We start from the raw sequence: 15,944 nt of genomic DNA, 5'->3' as shown, positions 1-15,944 counted from the left end.
GTGCGGACCGGTTTCGAATGTTGCTCATGCTGGCGCACTCCCAAGATGGGATCCGTTGGTGACTTCTTGAAGTCTTCCAGGCAGAAAAGCAGAAATCAAGCCGCGCGGCGGCGGGCTCCAAACCGGCCTTGGCTGGCCGACTGGGTGACAAACTGAGTGACTTCCGCAGCGGCCCTGCTCGTTCACTGGCGAACCATGGCGAACGCTTTGACCTGGCCCCGAACGGCCCCGAACGACGTGAGTTAGGGCCCTGAGATCCTTTGCAAGCAGGGGGTTAGGGGTTCGAGTCCCCTTGGCTCCACATACCATATGACTAATATTTAGGCGCAGGTCAGACCCTGTTTTTGGACCGATGGTGTGGAACCCGCGTGGGCTTCATCTGCTGCGATCGTCAGGTTCTTCGAACGGCGGACGTGCGGTTCTGACCTACAGCTCAGGGCCCTTTTTGGGCCCGGAGCGGCTGGGCATCGCGCCTTGACCGGACATGTTGCAGGTCACGGGATTGCGATGTTGTGGTGTATTGGTGGTGGCGTTTCGGCGGGTGGATGGGGTTCGCTGCGGTCCGCCTGATGGCGGGTAGGGCTCATGGTCCATACTCAGCCGCCAACAGAGCCGCGAGCGCGGCCGCCGGATCGGTCTCCGCAGGTCCCTCCGGCCACCAGCGGTTGTTCTCGGGGTCTCGGCGGTAGGGGTACCAGCGATTGTCGGTACCCAGGCGGATCTGCACGCCTTTGGCGTCGGCGGTCCAGCGGTTGCGCCACAGTCGCAGGCGTGTTGGCGTACCGTCCTCGGCGTAGTCCTCCAGGGCCTTGTGTGTTCTGGACTTCTGAGTGGCGGTCGGGGACCACGGTTTCTCCAGGGTGTCGAGTCCTGTCGGGCCGCCTTGGTGCCAGGCCAGGGCTGCGATACTGAGGTCGGTGTCGCTCGTGTCGTAGGCTTCGGCGATTCGTGCGCGCAGGGACTCGTCGTCGAGGCGTGCGGCCAGCATGCGCACGGCGTCCTGCCAGGGTGACAGTCTGGGGAGGATGGGGGTCCGCGCTGGTTCATCGGTGGCTGAGTACGTAGCCAGCAGACCGTGAGATCGTTGCGCCGTGTCGATGGCGACCAACTCCAGGCCGGTCTGGTCGATTCCTGTTGGTTCGCGGGATGCCGCGAGAATCGGCGGGCGTCCAGGAAAGTCTGGTAGGACGCCCGATTCCATGCTGATGAGTGTGGCTAAAACGTCCGCTGTGTCTGGTGCTGCCGCGAAGACATCCGCTGCGCGTTCCCTGCCGGTCGTCCCTGCTCGGGAAAAGTCGGCTGCTTCGGTTGAGTGGAGATCGCCACCGGTCGCGGTGGCGACTTCGGCGGATGCCGCGGCTGCGTTGCGGGCACGAAGCTCGTCCATCAGCTCGTGCTCGCCGCGTCCGCGTAGCAGGAACAGCACGAACGGGTCAAGGTCGAGGAGTCGGGCGATCTGGTAGCAGAGCGCAGAGGCGTGCTTGCAAGGCCAGCCCGAGTCCGGGCAGGAGCAGCTCGGCGACAGGTCGCCGACACCGGGCAGTAGCTGGACCCCGGCCGCTCGTGCGTCGTCGACCAGGTCCGGTGGCATGTCGCGGTCCAGGAGCGCCGCGATGTGCGCTGCGCGGGCGGCGACGGTGTGGAGGAACCGGTTCCAGTCGGTGTCTGAGAGTTGCTTTACGGCGACGGTTGACGAGTAAGGCCTTGGCGCGCTGCCATGGATCTTCGCTTTGGCCAGTCCTGGCGTGACGGTAATCGGCTCCACCGCGCCACGGCGTGCGTAGGTGCGACCGCGGGTGAGGCGCCCGGAGTCCATGGATGTGTTCTCCAACGCCTCGACCCAGGCCCGGCCCCACCAGGTCTCGGCAAAGGCGCCGCGGGAGCCGACGGTCGGCGGGAAGGAGGGGAACGTCCGGCTGCGGTCGCCGGCGGCGGCCTTCGTGCCGGATCTCTTTGCGGCCATTTTATCGGCCCCTCCTCAGCGTCACCAGCTCGGCGAGTTCTGCGTCGGAGAGCTCGGTGAACGCTGCCTCGCCGCCGGCCAGGACCGCGTCGGCCAGGTCGCGTTTCTCCTTCAGCGTCGCGGCGATGCGATCCTCCACGGTGCCCTCGGTGATGAGGCGGTGCACCTGGACCGGTTGGGTTTGGCCGATCCGGTAGGCGCGGTCGGTGGCCTGCTCCTCCACAGCTGGATTCCACCAACGGTCGTAGTGGACGACGTGGCCTGCCCGGGTGAGGTTCAACCCGACACCGGCGGCTTTCAAGGACAGGAGGAAGACCGGGGCCTGGCCGCTCTGGAAACGCCGGACCATCTCGTCGCGTGTCTTGACCGGAGTCTGGCCGTGCAGGAACTGGGTGGCGACGCCACGGACGGCGAGGTGCCGTTCGATGAGCCGGTTCATCGCCACGTATTGGGAGAACACGAGCACCGCGTTGTCTTCGGCGAGGATCGTGTCGAGGAGTTCGTCCAGTAGTTCCAGCTTTCCTGAGCGGCCGGTAAGCGGCTGGTTCGCGCTCTCCTTCAGATACTGGGACGGGTGGTTGCAGATCTGCTTGAGCGCTGTCAGCAGCTTGAGGACCAGTCCGCGCCGTTCGATGCCCGCGCTGCGCTGGATTTGCGCCATCATCTCGCGGACGAACGCCTCGTACAGCGCCGCTTGTTCGCGGGTCAGTGCCACCGGGTGGTCGGTCTCGGTCTTCGGGGGCAGCTCAGGGGCGATGCCGGGGTCTGATTTACGCCGACGCAGCAGGAACGGTCGGACGAGGGTCGCGAGCCGCTCGGTCGTCTGGTGGTCGCGGTCGCTCTCTACTGCTTTGGCGTATCGGGAGCGGAAGGTCGGCAGCGTGCCGAGCAGTCCGGGTGTCGTCCAGTCCAGCAGTGCCCACAGCTCCGAGAGGTTGTTCTCCACCGGGGTGCCGGTCAGCGCGATCCGGGCCTGGGAGCCGATCTCGCGCAAAGCCTTCGCGGTGTGCGAGTACGGGTTCTTCACGTGCTGGGCCTCGTCGGCGGCGAGCAGGCCCCAGTCGATCTCGCCGAGCCGGGCGGCGTCGACGCGCAGGGTTCCGTAAGTAGTCAGAACGAACTCGCTGTCGCCGACGGCGTCCAGGTCGCGTTCGGGTCCGTGGAAGCGGCGCACCGGAGTGCCGGGCGCGAAGCGCTCGATCTCCCTCTCCCAGTTGCTCAGCAGCGAAGTCGGGCACACGACGAGGGCCGGGCGCGCGGTGTCGGTGTTCGCCTGGCGGTGCAGCTGCAGCGCGATCAGGGTGATGGTCTTGCCCAGCCCCATGTCGTCGGCGAGGCATCCGCCCAATCCCAGCGCGGTCATCCGGTCCAGCCAGGCCAGACCTCGCATCTGGTAGTCGCGCAGCGTGGCCCGCAGAGCCGGCGGCTGCGCCACGACCCGGTCGGCTGTCGTGGGATCCGCGATCCGAGACCGGAGATCGGCCAGCCAGCCGTCGACGGCGACGGGGACGAATTCCCCGTCCGCCTCGGCGGCTCCGGTCAACGCGACTCCCAGCGCGTCGATCGCCGTGAGGGGGCCCAGCTCCCGCTTCCTGGCCTTGCGCGCCAGCGCCTCGTCGACCAGCACCCACTGGTCACGCAGCCGCACCAGCGGCCTGGTCGCCTCGGCGATGCGGTCCATCTCCGCGGGGGTCAGTGTCTCGCCGCCCAGGGCGAGCTCCCAGCGGAACGCCAGGAGCGAGTCGGCGTCGAAGTACGAGCGCAGGTCCGATCCGGGACGTTTCGGAGCGACCACGACCGCCTGTGCGCTCAGGCTCCGCGCCAGCTCCTTGGGCAGGTGTACGTCTATTCCGGCGGCTGACAGCCGGGGAGCGGCTGCGCCGAGCAGTTCATAGACCTCTTCGTCGCTCAGGCCGAGGGATGCCGGGACCGGCGCGGCCAGCAGTCGTGCCAACGGTTCCCACACTCGTGCCGCGCGCCGCAGCACCAGCAACACGTCGATCTGCGTGCGCGCCCCGGCCTCCGTATCGGGTCCGGCGGCCAGGCTTCGCCAGACCGCGCCGACATCGGCGACCCGGGTCGGATCGGCGAGGCTGTGGATTTGGGTGACTGCGTGGAAGGCCCCTTCATCGGCGGGGGTCTCCAACCGCAGCGACACCCGGACGCCGACATCGATGCCCGCCGCCACCTCCGACGCCCAGCGGCGCTGATCCGGGATGTGCACGGCAGGCTGTGCGGTGAACGCATTGCCGCTGTTGTGTGCGACTGTCGGGGCGGCAGGGGTGCGCGGCAGGGTGTCGGCGACCGCGTCGAGGAAGGCCCGGAGCAGCGGTTCCGCCTTCGACAGCAGGACCTCGCCGCCGTCGCCGGGCAGCGGGACCGCGCGGGCGACCGGCGGCATCAACGTCGCCAGCGCACGCAGGTGTTCGGCATCTTCGCGATCGAGCGGGCCCACACGCCAGGCGTCGATGCCCGCCGACGACACGCCCGGCAGGATCCGGCCGCGTGCGATGAGGCGCAGGGCGAACAGCCCGGCGGTGCCCCAGAAGACCGCGGCCGGATCGAGGGCGGACTCCGGCGAGTCGCGCGCGAACTTGCATGCCTGGATCAGCACCGGGATCGCCTGCTCGACCGACAGATATTCCGCCGAAACGGTGCGCACTCCGATCTTGGGATGATTCCGCGGCCTTCCCGTCTTGGTCAAACGGGCGTACTCGACGATGTCCACTTTGGCCGTGGGCAGTGCCGGAACCCCGGCATCCGCAGCCGGCAGGAACGCGATCCGGCCGTGGCGAGGCGGGTCGGCCGGGAGGAACACCGCGGCGCGTCTCAGTAGCGCCGGGGCTGACGCGATGATCTGCTGGTCCAAGCCGAGAGCGCTCTCGGCTTCCTCGCGCCCGTCATCGTCGATGATGACGACCTTCCGGGTCACCGTGCTGCTCCTTTGCGGATCGTATGGTCGGGCGGCACCAATATCGTATCGAGCAGGGCGGGGGGTGGTGCGGTACAAGCCGTCGCCCGGGGCAGTACTGTTCGCGCGTCGATCCGCGTGGGGCTGCGAAATCGCACTCCTCGGCGAGCCGGTGTTCGCCGAGCAGTCCGAGCTCGCGACGCGGTGACCTCACATCTGTTGGACCATGCTCGACATCTGTTGCCAACAGATGTCGAGCATGGTCCAACAGATGTGGGTGGTCGTGAACGCGAGCGAGGCGCTGGCCGCCTTCGCCGCCGGCGGCCTGAGCTTCGCCGGCCGCCAGGCCCTGGACGTCGGGCTCAGGGCGGTCTGCCGGTAACGACTTGGGAGACAGTCAGCGCGTTCGCGAACGCCCGGGGCGGGACGCTGATTCTCGGCGTTGATGAGAAACACAACTTCGCGGTGGTCGGGATCTACGATTCAGACAGCCATTGCGGACGGCAAGGCCGTCGTCATCGCGGAGATTCCGCCGACGCCTCGGGACGAGCGTCCCTGCCACAAGCGGTCACCAGGTACGTACGGCGGTTCCAAGCTCCGTGTCGCCGACGGCGACAGGCGTCTGCCGGACTACGAGGTGTCAGTCCTACTCGCGAACCGCAGCAAACTCTCGACCGGGTCCGGGATGGCGGCCGGCGTCCGCTCACAGCGGTTCGAGCCGCAGTTGCTCTACTATCAAACATATTTGTCAATTCCCGAACAGCTGGTGGCGGCTCTGACCCACAGGTCGGGGCCGCTTTTCGTAGTCGCTTCGTTCGAACGCCGGATCCAACGTGGACCCGTCCGAGACCACGGTTCAGCGATGGAACCGGACGCAGTCGCGCTGCATCTCCACCCGGCGGGCTTCGGCGACATCGCCGTGGCGAGACCGAACGAGCACCCTTCCGCGCCACTGACCGCAAAGCGGCGTGGAGGGCGGTGGGACTGCCGGTCCAGGCATGGTCCAGGGCGGGTTCAACCCAGAACCTAGGGGCTTCGCCCCTACGGCTGCCTCTGTACCGCGCTGGGCAAGGGTTGCACTATGGAGCCATGTCCGGAAATCAGGATGCTGTGTGGAATGTCGCGATCGGTCCTGACGACTACGGGGGGTCCGGCGAGAAGTACCAGAACGCGGTCCTGGAACAGTACAAGCTCTGCGTAACGATGTCGGACAGCTTGAGTGCGCGCCGGAACCTCGCCAACACCTTCTTTCTCACGCTGAACACGGGCGTTGTCGCCGTGCTCGGCGCCGCCTACCGGGGGCACCGGACGCGCGGCGTCTCGGCATGGGTGGCGGTGCCGGGATTCGTGATCCTGTTGGTGGAGTGCCTGGCGTGGTTTGTGCTCATCCATTCGTACAAGCAGTTGAACGCGGCCAAGTTCGTCGTGATCAACGCGTTGGAGGAACGGCTGCCCGCGTTCGTCTACGTGCGGGAGTGGCAGATAGTGCTCGCGGCGCGGGGGCAGCAGCGCTATCCCCGGCTGACCTGGGTCGAGCAGTCCGTGCCCCTCACGTTCAGCATCGTCTACCTCGGGGCCTTCCTCGCGGTCATGTTCTGAGATGTCGGCACTCGCAGTGACCGAGCTCATGGATCCGCGCGCGGTTCCTCAGAAGCCTGACGAACCGCGTCATGATCGCAATGCTGGTTGAACAACGGATAGCCGATGGTCGAGGAGGGGTGAAACCCACGCGTGCCTTTTTTCAACATGTGCCACAGCCGAGCATCCCTCCGCTAGGCTCTCGCGTGTCTTCGTGGAAGCACGCATAACCAGTGCGCGCTTTTCGGTAATGACAATCGTGATGTCCTGCGCCATGCTGCGAACAGGGTGCGATGGCTACGGTCGGCACCGGACTCGGGAGGCTGCGAGTGAGAACGCCAGTGGTGACCGAGGGCGGCCGGGGACTCGCTGTGGAGTCCTGGGGCCCCGAGGACGGGTATCCAATCCTTTATTTGCACGGCATGCCGGGGAGTCGCCGGGGGCCACGTCCCCTTGTCAATCACTTGTATAATTCGGGCCTTCGTCTCATCGCTTATGACCGGCCCGGATACGGTGGATCCGGTCGGCTGGAGGGCCGGAGCGTGAGCCACGCCGCCGCCGATGTCGCGGCGATCGCCGACGCGCTCGGCATCGAGAGGTTCTCCGTCATGGGCCGCTCCGGAGGCGGTCCGCACGCCATGGCGTGCGCCGCGCTGTTGCCGGATCGGGTTCAGAACGTGGCGATCCTGGTAAGCCTCGCACCCTTCGACGTTGACCCTGCGGAACTTGACTGGTTCGGGGGGATGACGCAGTCCAACATCCACGCGTTCACGCTGGCTGCCGAGGACCATGGATCCCTTCACGAAGAACTGCTTGAGCGCCATTCCGCCCTGAACTCCGACCCGCAGCAAATGATCAGATCACTGGTCCCGGAAATGTCACCGGGAGATCGCCGGATCGTTTGGGAGACCGGCGTGCGCCGCATGCTCGTGCAGAACTTCGACGCGGCCTTCGACCCTGAGGAAGCGGACACGGGAGGGCGCGACCACGGGCTGCAGGGCTGGTTCGACGACGTCGTCTCGTTGGTGAAACCCTGGGGTTTCCAGGTATCGGACATCGATGTGCCGGCCCTGCTGTGGCAAGGCGAGTTGGACACGTTCTCCCCGATGGACCACTTCTACTGGCTCGCCGACCACATCAAGAACGCGACGACCATGCTCGCGCTCGACACCGCCCACTTCGGCGCGATCCCCGCCATGCCGCGGATCCTGCGCTGGCTGGCGAACACGGCGAACCGGGCAGGTGCCGCGTCAGGGCGCTGACGGCCGCGACGCCGGAAGCCGGGGTCCCGACGACGCCATCCTCAGCTCCCCGATGTCAGCCGGCCAATCTGTTTGATCTCAATCTTTTGACGTCGCCCGCGGCTCACAGTGGCGTCGCGTCCAGTTCCCGGTCGGCGCGCTCCCAGCGGTCCAGCCGTGCCGTGCTGGGGTGCTTCTCGCCGCGGGTCGCCGCCAGCAGCTTGCGTACCCTCGCCCGCTCGGTCTCGGCCTGCTCCTCCCGGCTCGTCTCGTGCCAGGTGACCGCCAGATTGGCCTGGCACGCCAGCAGATCGGGATGGCTCTCGCGGGCACCGGGCTCGGCCGGCGCCAACACCGTCCGCAGGAGCTCGGCCGTCGCCAGGTACAGCTTCTCGGCCTCGTCGAGGTGGCCGGTCTCGGCGAGGGCGTTCGCGAGGTTGATGGCGCACCCCAGGGTACTGAGATGAGTTCGGCCCAGCGCCGCCGTCAGCTCCGAGAAGGTGCCGCGTAGGCGGTCGAGCGACTCCTGGGTGCGGCCCAGGCGCCGCAGGTAGATCGCGACGTTGTTGGCGCAGGTCATGGTGTCGGGGTGATGGGGCTGTCTGGCCTGGTACTTCTTCAGCGTCGTGAGGGCCAGGTCCAGGGCGCCCTGGACGTCGCCGCTGCCGGCGCGGTGGGCGGCGGCGTTCAGCGCGTAGCCGAGTTGCGGCACCGACTGCACGGACTCCGGCGCGCCGAGCTTTTCGCGGAGCCGGTCCAGGAGCTTGCCGGCCTCGGTGTAGTCGCCCGCCTTGCGGTAGCTGGTGGACAGTGCTCGGGCTGCCTCGATGGTGGCCGGGGCGTCGTCGCCGAGGGCTTCGCGGGCGTCCCGGTAGGTGACCTTGAGTAGTTCCAGGGCGCCCGTGCGGTCGCCGCAGTCCCGCAGGTCGCGTGCGAGGTTGATGGCCGACTTGAAGGTCAGGAAGTCCGTCTCGCCCAGAACGTCCCGGCGATCCTCGAGGGTCTGCCGGTCGATTTTCAGCGCCTCGAAGGGTTCGCCCGCCGCGCGCAACGCCACGGCCAGGTTGCTGGCCGCCAGCAGGGTCCGGGGGTGGTCCCGGCCGATGTGGGTGAGGAAGTCGGCGTGGTTCGCGCGGTCGAGCGCCAGTGACTCCTGGAACCGGCCCAGGGCCCGGTGGTCGGAGGCCAGTCCGCCGACGGTCATCAGCGTCGCCAGGTGTTCGGGCCCCAGGTCCGGGTGCGACCGCTGGCGGGCCAGGACGTCGGTGTCGATCTCCAGGGACCGGGCCGGGTCGCCCAGCGCGCGCAGCGCGGTCGCCAACTCGAAGCGCATGCTCAGGTTGCGCGCGTCGTCCGGCCCGATGTCCGGATCGGCCTCCCACAGCGCGACCGTCTCCTCGGCCAGTTCGGCCGCCCGGCCGGGCTCGCCGCGCAACCGGAGGTGGCGGACCCGGTCGACGTAGAGCTGGCGGGTCTCGGCGCTGCCGCGGCGCGCCTCGGAGTGCACCAGGTGCGGCCAGATCTCGGCGTAGACCGGCCAGGTCTTCGCGTTGTCCACGTCGCCCTGCGGCGGCCGGGCGGCGACCAGGACCTCGTGGATCGCGCGGCGCAGCGTCTCCCGGTCGGCCGGATCGGGGATCGTGTCCCGGACCACCTGCTGGATCAGCCGGTGGACCTGGAGCGGCTTGTCGGTGCCGCGCGGCACCGTGACCAGGCCGAAGCTGTTGAGCAACTGCACATACTGCCCGATCGGGCCCTTGCCGGAGCGCAGCCTGCTGTCATACGGCAGCAGGGCCCGGCTCATGGCGTCGCCGTACACGAGGTTGGCCGCGACGGGTTCGGGGCCGCAGAACGCCAGCAGCTGCAGAAGCCGCTCCGCGCCCGGGGACAGCTCGCCGATCTTGGCCACGGTCAGCCGCCAGGCAGTGATGATCGAGCGGTCGTACCCGGAGGCGTGTCCGCGCTCCAGCGTCGCGGCGGGGTCGCTGCGCAGCAGCTCCAGGTAGGCCTCGACGGGCATCCCCGTCTCGGCCAGCCAGGAGCCGGCGATCTCGACGGCCAGCGGGAGGTTGCCGACCTCGACGGCGACCAGTTCGGCGTGCTGCTCCGACAACCCGGGGACCAGACTGGTGAGCAGGTCGATGCTCTCGGCGAGGTCGAATACCTCGATCTCCACCGCAGCCACCGCGCTGGCCCATTTCGAATTGTTCGAGGTGACCAGCACATGGCCGTTCGCGGCCGAGGGCATCCGGTCCAGCAGCTGATCCGGGTCCTCGGCGTTGTCGTACACCAGCAGCCAGCGCCCGCCGCGCCGGCCGGCACGCAGGTCCTCCCGGACGGCGTCGGCGGCCTCGCCGACGTTCTGGACCTCCAGGCCCAGCCGCCTGGCGAGCTCGGCGAGGTCCTCGGTGACGAAGTTGAGGTGCTCGGCGCGGATCCACCAGACCACGTCGTAGTGGTGCTGGAAGCGGTGGGCGTACTCCACGACCAGTGCCGTCTTGCCGATGCCGCTGATGCCGAGCACCGCGTGCGTCATGTCGCCCCCGGTGGCTGTGGTGAGCTGCTGACGCAGCCGGTCCAGGCTGTCCACGCGCCCGGTGAACCGGACGACCCGGTTCGGTACCTTCCAGTGGTCGGGCCGGGAGCGGGGGTACCGGACCCGGGGTGCGATCCGCTCGGCCTCGGTCAGTGCCTGTTCGGCGGTCATCGGTGAGCTGAGTGCCGCCAGCAGCGCGCCAGCCACGTCGACCTCGGTGCGGTTCACGGTCTCCACCGCCGGCGACCAGCGCAGCGCGCTGCCCGGCACCGGCGGCTCCACGTGCAGCGCCACCAGCTTGCCGAGCTGGGTCGGCACGTCGTTGTTGCGGCTGGCCCACACCGACCGGCCCAGCGCCGACTGCTGGTAGGCACCGGATACCAGAACCAGGGTGTAGGGGGCCGACCGCATCTGTTCGGCGGTCAGCGGGTCCAGGGCCCGGCCGTCGGCCGCGGACGTCTCGTCCGCCGACGTCTCCAGGCCCGCGCCGCGCAGCAGCCAGCGCAGCCACGCCACCCAGGTCCGGTCGGCCGCCAGGTGGCTGATGCAGACGTCGGCCAGTGCGACCGGCGCGCGCCGGAAGAACTTCTGCCGGTGTCGCAGCCGCAGCCCCTCGTCCATCGGGGCCAGCGAGGTCACCTGGCCCTCGGTGATCAGTCCGACCAGCCGCTCCACCGCGGCCAGCACCGACTGCGGGTTCCCGGGGGAGTCGCCGAAGACGGCGAGCAGTTCCTCGTAGGAGTAGAGCGCTTTGTAAGGGATCTGCGCGAGGTTCCAGTACGTCTTCGGGTCATGGGAACTGATCCGGTTCACGAACGGGGCGAACCGGGCCTGCGCCACAGCCAGTCCGGTGTCGCGCCGGTCGGAGTCCGAGTCGTCCACGCGGGTCACCACCGGCAGGATGCGGACCTGGGGCCGCCGCCGGTCGGCGCCTCGGATCTCGTCGACGTCAGTCGCCATCTCCGCGGTCCCGTCGATGTTCTGGCCGCTGAGGGTGAAGCACACGACCAGGTCGTCGGGAAGGTCCTTGGTGCAGATGTCCTCGATGTCGCTGTTCCCGGTGCGGCTGTCGATCAGGACGTAGTCGTAGGCCTGCTTGAGCTGAAGCCGCATCTGCTCCAGATACGCGTTCCCGCCGAGGTGGTGGTAGAACGTGTACCAGTCCATGGCCGAGATCCCGGCGGAGTGCACCGCGGCGGTGCGGCCGGCCCGGATGAAGTGCAGGCTGCCGCCGAACTCGAAGTCCCAGTCCAGCTCGACCGCGTTCTCCGCGACGTGGGCGTTCTCCGCCCACCACGCGACCGGGTCGACCTCGCCGCCGGCCGCGCCGTCCTCGCCGGTCAGCCGGGCGTTGGCGGAGTCGCAGTACTGGTCGATCATGTTGATGATGCCCGGGACGTCGCGCAGTCGCTCGTCGCCGAGGAAGGGTTCGAAGAACCGGTGCAGGCCCGGCGCCTCCAGGTCCCAGTCGATCATCAGGACCCGGTGCCCGGCGGCGGCCAGGATCCAGGCCGCATTCGCCAGCGCCATGGTCCGGCCGGTGCCGCCCTTGTAGCTGTAGAACGTCACGATCCGGCCACCGGCGGCGTCCGAGCCCGTCATGGTCACACCTCCGTCGTCGTCGACCAGTGCAGTGTCGATCCGTGCGCCGTCGGTCACCGGGACCTCCGGAACCGGAACAGGCCCGCGGCGAACTCGGCCACGGTGGAGAAATGCGAGGGGAAGCGTTCGCGCGGGCCGTTCCCGGACGCCGCGTGCTCGACGACCGTCTGCATGGCCCGCAGGCTCGCCGCGAGTGTCTCATCCACCGCGGCCCGCAGGTCCGCGCCGCGCTGCCGGGTCTGCGGATCGTGGTCGTCCCGGACCACCATGAACGTCTCCCAGTCCGGCCGCTTCGCGGCCGGGTCCGCGTACGCTGCGACCTGGTCCCGCCAGGCGGTGTCGAGCAGGGCCCAGTTGTCGATGAGCAGGACGGTCGGCGCGCTGGACAGCGTGCCGGCCAGCAGGGCCGGGGCGACGTCGTCGAACCCGACGATCTCCGGAGCGTAGCCGAGCCGGTCGGCGATGGTCCGGACGTCCGCGGCGAGCGTGCGGTCCCGGCGGTCGCCGTACGGGGCCCAGTCCGTCTGGGCGTCGCCGTAGTGGCCGTCGGCCGTCCGGCCCTTCGGGGAGCGGTCCCGGGTCGGGGCGAGGATCACGATCCGCAGCAGCAGACGGGTGGGCGCGGCCCGGAAGGCGTTCTGCTGTCCCAGCAGCGAGGGCAGCACGCCGGCCGGCAGCGGGTGCTCCCGGACGACGCAGCTGATCGTCCGGGCCACGTTCCTGACGACCAGGTCGTAGTCGCTGCCCGGTGCGCGGTCGACCATGAGCGGGTACAAGCCCTCGGCGATGTCGGCCCGGCCCTCGCGCGGGGTGTGGAAGTCGACTTCCAGCACGTCCGGCGGGATGTCCGCCGGCTCCACCGGCGCCCAGGTCACCGGGACGAAGTGGAGCCCGACGTCCCGCGTCCTGACCCGTTTGCGGAACGCCGACCACTCCAGTCCGCAGCGCCGGGTGCTGAAGTACTGCGGGGAGATCAGCGGGACGAAGACGTGGCACACCGACAGGGCCTGGAGCGTGGGCCGCTCCGGCGCGTCTGCGGGGGCGGCGTAGCCGAGGTCGCCGGGACGCTTGCGGGGAAGCAGGGTACTGATCTGTTGTGTGAGGTCGTCGAAGAACGTCAGGAAGAGGTCCAGCTCCTCCCGGGGGCGCTCCGCCTCGGCTTCGTGCGGGCGCGCATAACTGAGAAAGAACAGCGGTTCGTGGACGGACGGTTCGTCACCGGACTGTCGAGAGCCCGCCATACCCTTCTGTCCCTTCACGTCATTCCGATACCGAACTGAAGGCATTGTCATCTTGCGAGAACTCCGTGATGTCGCAGGGAGGAATCTGCGTCGACCGGGCAATCCTGAGTATGGTGCGGGCAATCGCAATCGTGGTCCGCTTGTAGTCGTGGTCGTACATCCCGAAACGCAACTCCCAGAGTCCTTGGAGCCGGTAACTCGAAGGCTGCCCCGCGTCTTCATACTGCACCGGCTTCGCTGCCTTGGGCAGGGGATCGGGCAAGCTGCCCTCATCGGCCCAGAGCACCGGGATGATCGCGTCGTAGGCGATCGAGCCCGCCTGCCGGGCCAGCTGCTGCCGACGTTCGAACGCCGCCCACTCCCGCCCGCACCAGCTGCTCTCGAAGTAGGCCGGCTTGTAGAGCGCGACGAAGGTCCGGCAGGTCGCCAGAGCCTCCTGGACCGCGACTTCCCACTGGGTCGCGGTACCCATCGCGCGGTCCAGGTAGCCGGCCTGCGCGCCCGGCTTGACGACCGCCAGGTGGCGGATCGCTATGCACAGGTCCTGATAGAACTCGATGACGTCCTTGTCGGCCTCGCCGCGCGATGTGCCGGTGTCGTTGTGCGGAGGCATCCGTGCGTAGCTCAGGAAAAAGTAGGGAGCCTTGGCAAGGCGCTCCCTTTCTTCCTCTGCCACTTGTGGATTCCTTCCGACCAGCCGGGCCGACGCACTGCGGAGTGTACCCTTCGTGAGGAGTGAAGCAATATTCTGTGAAACCGGTCGGGGTTATTGATTAGCGCGTTCGACGAGGCCTGTCACGAGTCGTTCGCCCAGCCTTGTCAACACCCCTGACGCCTGGAGAGCGTCGGCGACCTGCGCGACGGCCCGGTGCCACGTCGCGTACCGCATTCCGGACCTGGACCGTTCCGACTCCGTGTTCGAGGCGCGCAGCCATCGAGTCCGCCAGACGTCGGCGACGGCGGCGTGGGCGTACAGGCCCTGGAGCGCCGCCTCGGGTGGTCGTTCGTCCCGGCGCCACGGAACGGAGAACCTCAGCGGCGATGTCGGATCGTAGAGGTCGAACATGTCCATCAAGGCGCCAGCCTTGACGTGCTGGAACTCATGGATGATCAACAAGGCCAGGTCATCTGCGGTGTCCGGTAGCGCTATCGCGATCGCGCCGAATGCCTGGCGTGCGGTCGCGCTCGTTTGCACGCCGGGTTGGGGCATGAGCGGAACGATGGTCGACAGCCCTGCTCCGATGGCAGGCGCGTAGTCGAAGTACTCAGTGACGATGAGCCGCCAGGCTTCAGCAAACATGTGTTGCCAGGCGGCGACTGCCGCGGGATCCAGGTGGTCGATGAGCGGTTTCCCATAGCAGTCGAGGCAGGGGTCGACGTTGTCGAGCGTGACGGTGAGTCCGTCGGCCGTGAGCTGCGGACGGTGAGGATGATCGGAGATTGACAAACTCAGGTACTCCTGATCCGCCGGCCCGAGCGTGGCGTCGAGGTAACGCGAGGCCCAGACCCGGAGGAACGGGTTTAGCAGGGTTTTGCGGTACGCGTCTGGATCATCGCGTTGCAGGGCGTCGAAGGCCTGCCAGGGCTGCCGGGAGTATTCGCCGCGTTCGCATGACGCCGTCAACACGCGGTCGAGGAGTCCGCGGTTGATGCTCTGTTGGGCGGCCGCCAGTTGCCGGACCGCGACGACGTCGCCGAACCCCGCGGCCAGGCCGTCGAAACAGTCTCCCGACATCTGATGGGCCGCGACGGTTCCGGTTCTCCCCGAGTCCGAAGACGGTGTCTCCTTCATATAGGTGATGATCTTCAACAGATCGGCGCAGTGCACCGATGGGTTGTCAAAGCTGTTGCCCTTGCTATACCGGTGTGCGTACAGTCCGCCGCCGCAGACGTCAACGACAGGACATTGTCGACAGGTCTGGCAGAGCCCTGCCGCGCCGGCCTCACGAAGGGTGAACCCGGGATGTGCGGCCGCTTCGTCGAACGAGTGCTTCAGGATGTGGAAGCCGGTGCGCGGGGCGCCGTCGTACGCGGTCTTCAGAGAGTCGGCGAGTTCGATCGATCCATCGGTCTCGACTACGGCGAGGTCGCAGGGTTCTGTGCCGAGGGCTTCCTTGAGGCTCTCGCCGCCGACCAGCGCCGACCGGATCGAGTCGAACACCCGGATGGGCAGCCGCTGCCCGTCCGCCGACCAACGGCGGTGTACCGCGATCAGCCAATCCGCATAGGGTGTCGTGCCGGTCCCTGCCGGCCGCGCAGGAGGCACGTCCCAGTTCGCGTGGGGCAACAGATAATCGATGCGTGGGGGATCCAGACCGGACAGCGCCTGGTAGCTCTCCACCGGGTCATTCTTCGGATCGATCGTGCACAGGAGCCCTGAGAAGGCTCGCCGGTATCGAGGGGAACCGAGCCGGAGGACCGCGCTCACCACTTCCTGAAAGCTGCTCGCCCCGTTGTGGTGGCGGCGGTGTCGGTCGTTGGCGTCACGGTCGCCGTCCAGCGAGATGCCGACCTTGATGCCGGTTTCGAGGAGCGTCTGGCACAGCTCCTCGCCGTGAGCGGCGGCGAGAAGCACGCCGTTGGTCTGGAGGTGCAGTTCGAGCCGCGTCGCCGGCGCCAGTGCCGCACGGATGCGCTCGGCGATCCATCGTATGCGCGGACCGCCGGCGAGCAGGGGCTCCCCGCCGTGGAAGACGACCCCGACCGCCGGGAGCCGGTGCGTGGCGGCGTGCTCGCCGATGCGCGCGGCCAGGCTCGCGACGATCTCGTCGCTCATGGCGACGGGCCGCGTCCGCCAGCTTTGATCTGCGTGTTCGTACATGTAGCAGTACGCGCAGGCGAGATTGCACCGACTCTGGATCTTCACCACGAA

Annotated in this window: 9 protein-coding genes and 1 pseudogene; 4 read left to right on the top strand and 6 right to left on the bottom strand. The window is 68.1% G+C overall.

The window, feature by feature from the left end; all coding sequences use genetic code 11:
- Positions 1-583: 583 nt before the first annotated feature.
- Together GWK61_RS11000 and GWK61_RS10995 are read right to left on the bottom strand one after the other, a co-directional pair.
- On the bottom strand, positions 584-1,816 hold the full coding sequence (locus GWK61_RS11000) for an SWIM zinc finger family protein (RefSeq protein WP_228562102.1): 1,233 nt from the start codon (positions 1,814-1,816) through the stop codon (positions 584-586).
- 148 nt (positions 1,817-1,964) lie between these two features.
- Entirely contained in the window at positions 1,965-4,832 is a 2,868-nt protein-coding gene (locus GWK61_RS10995; RefSeq protein WP_194908103.1) for an SCO1167/SCO6262 family helicase, read from the bottom strand.
- Positions 4,833-5,133: 301 nt separating this feature from the next.
- Here GWK61_RS10995 and GWK61_RS58460 point away from each other — a divergent pair, with 301 nt between their 5' ends.
- The 4 genes and pseudogenes from GWK61_RS58460 (at position 5,134) to GWK61_RS10980 (ending at position 7,714) form a co-directional block, all read left to right on the top strand.
- Positions 5,134-5,256 (top strand): hypothetical protein, encoded by a 123-nt coding sequence (locus GWK61_RS58460; RefSeq protein WP_267254246.1) that lies wholly within the window; start codon positions 5,134-5,136, stop codon positions 5,254-5,256.
- A pseudogene (locus GWK61_RS60665) lies at positions 5,247-5,351 on the top strand (AlbA family DNA-binding domain-containing protein); the annotation flags it as partial. The gene GWK61_RS58460 and the pseudogene GWK61_RS60665, both read left to right, overlap by 10 nt.
- A 612-nt stretch (positions 5,352-5,963) precedes the next feature.
- Positions 5,964-6,473: a RipA family octameric membrane protein gene (locus GWK61_RS10985; RefSeq protein WP_194908101.1), complete on the top strand. Its 510-nt coding sequence runs from the start codon at positions 5,964-5,966 to the stop codon at positions 6,471-6,473.
- A gap of 272 nt (positions 6,474-6,745) precedes the next feature.
- A complete protein-coding gene (locus tag GWK61_RS10980) occupies positions 6,746-7,714 on the top strand; it encodes an alpha/beta hydrolase (RefSeq protein ID WP_194908067.1) in 969 nt (322 codons plus the stop codon).
- A 103-nt stretch (positions 7,715-7,817) separates the two neighbouring features.
- Here the strand turns inward: GWK61_RS10980 and fxsT are convergent, their stop codons facing one another.
- The 4 genes from fxsT to GWK61_RS10960 all read right to left on the bottom strand — a co-directional run bounded on the left by fxsT (position 7,818) and on the right by GWK61_RS10960 (position 15,938).
- Positions 7,818-11,888: an FxSxx-COOH system tetratricopeptide repeat protein gene (fxsT, locus tag GWK61_RS10975; RefSeq protein ID WP_194908065.1), complete on the bottom strand. Its 4,071-nt coding sequence runs from the start codon at positions 11,886-11,888 to the stop codon at positions 7,818-7,820.
- Positions 11,885-13,072 (bottom strand): FxsC protein, encoded by a 1,188-nt coding sequence (gene fsxC / locus GWK61_RS10970; RefSeq protein WP_194908063.1) that lies wholly within the window; start codon positions 13,070-13,072, stop codon positions 11,885-11,887. The genes fxsT and fsxC overlap by 4 nt, the downstream gene beginning before the upstream one ends.
- Before the next feature lie 19 nt (positions 13,073-13,091).
- Positions 13,092-13,748, bottom strand: a complete 657-nt coding sequence (locus tag GWK61_RS10965; RefSeq protein WP_194908061.1) for a TIR-like protein FxsC — start codon at positions 13,746-13,748, stop codon at positions 13,092-13,094.
- 90 nt (positions 13,749-13,838) lie between these two features.
- Positions 13,839-15,938, bottom strand: coding sequence for an FxsB family cyclophane-forming radical SAM/SPASM peptide maturase (locus tag GWK61_RS10960; protein WP_323747502.1), 2,100 nt, complete (start codon positions 15,936-15,938; stop codon positions 13,839-13,841).
- Positions 15,939-15,944 lie beyond the last annotated feature (6 nt).

The sequence above is a fragment of the Catenulispora rubra genome (assembly GCF_015356825.1).
In the GTDB taxonomy this organism is placed as follows: domain Bacteria; phylum Actinomycetota; class Actinomycetes; order Streptomycetales; family Catenulisporaceae; genus Catenulispora; species Catenulispora rubra.
The sequence above is the reverse complement of the archived record's forward strand: the minus strand, read 5'-3'. Positions and strand labels throughout refer to the sequence as shown.

What these genes read in the sequence shown, in the direction of transcription:
- GWK61_RS11000 (WP_228562102.1), bottom strand. Translation starts at nt 1,816, where the DNA reads ATGGACTCCGGGCGCCTCACCCGCGGTCGCACCTACGCACGCCGTGGC.
- GWK61_RS10980 (WP_194908067.1), top strand. Translation starts at nt 6,746, where the DNA reads ATGGCTACGGTCGGCACCGGACTCGGGAGGCTGCGAGTGAGAACGCCA.
- GWK61_RS10985 (WP_194908101.1), top strand. Translation starts at nt 5,964, where the DNA reads ATGTCCGGAAATCAGGATGCTGTGTGGAATGTCGCGATCGGTCCTGAC.
- fsxC (WP_194908063.1), bottom strand. Translation starts at nt 13,072, where the DNA reads ATGGCGGGCTCTCGACAGTCCGGTGACGAACCGTCCGTCCACGAACCG.
- GWK61_RS58460 (WP_267254246.1), top strand. Translation starts at nt 5,134, where the DNA reads ATGGTCCAACAGATGTGGGTGGTCGTGAACGCGAGCGAGGCGCTGGCC.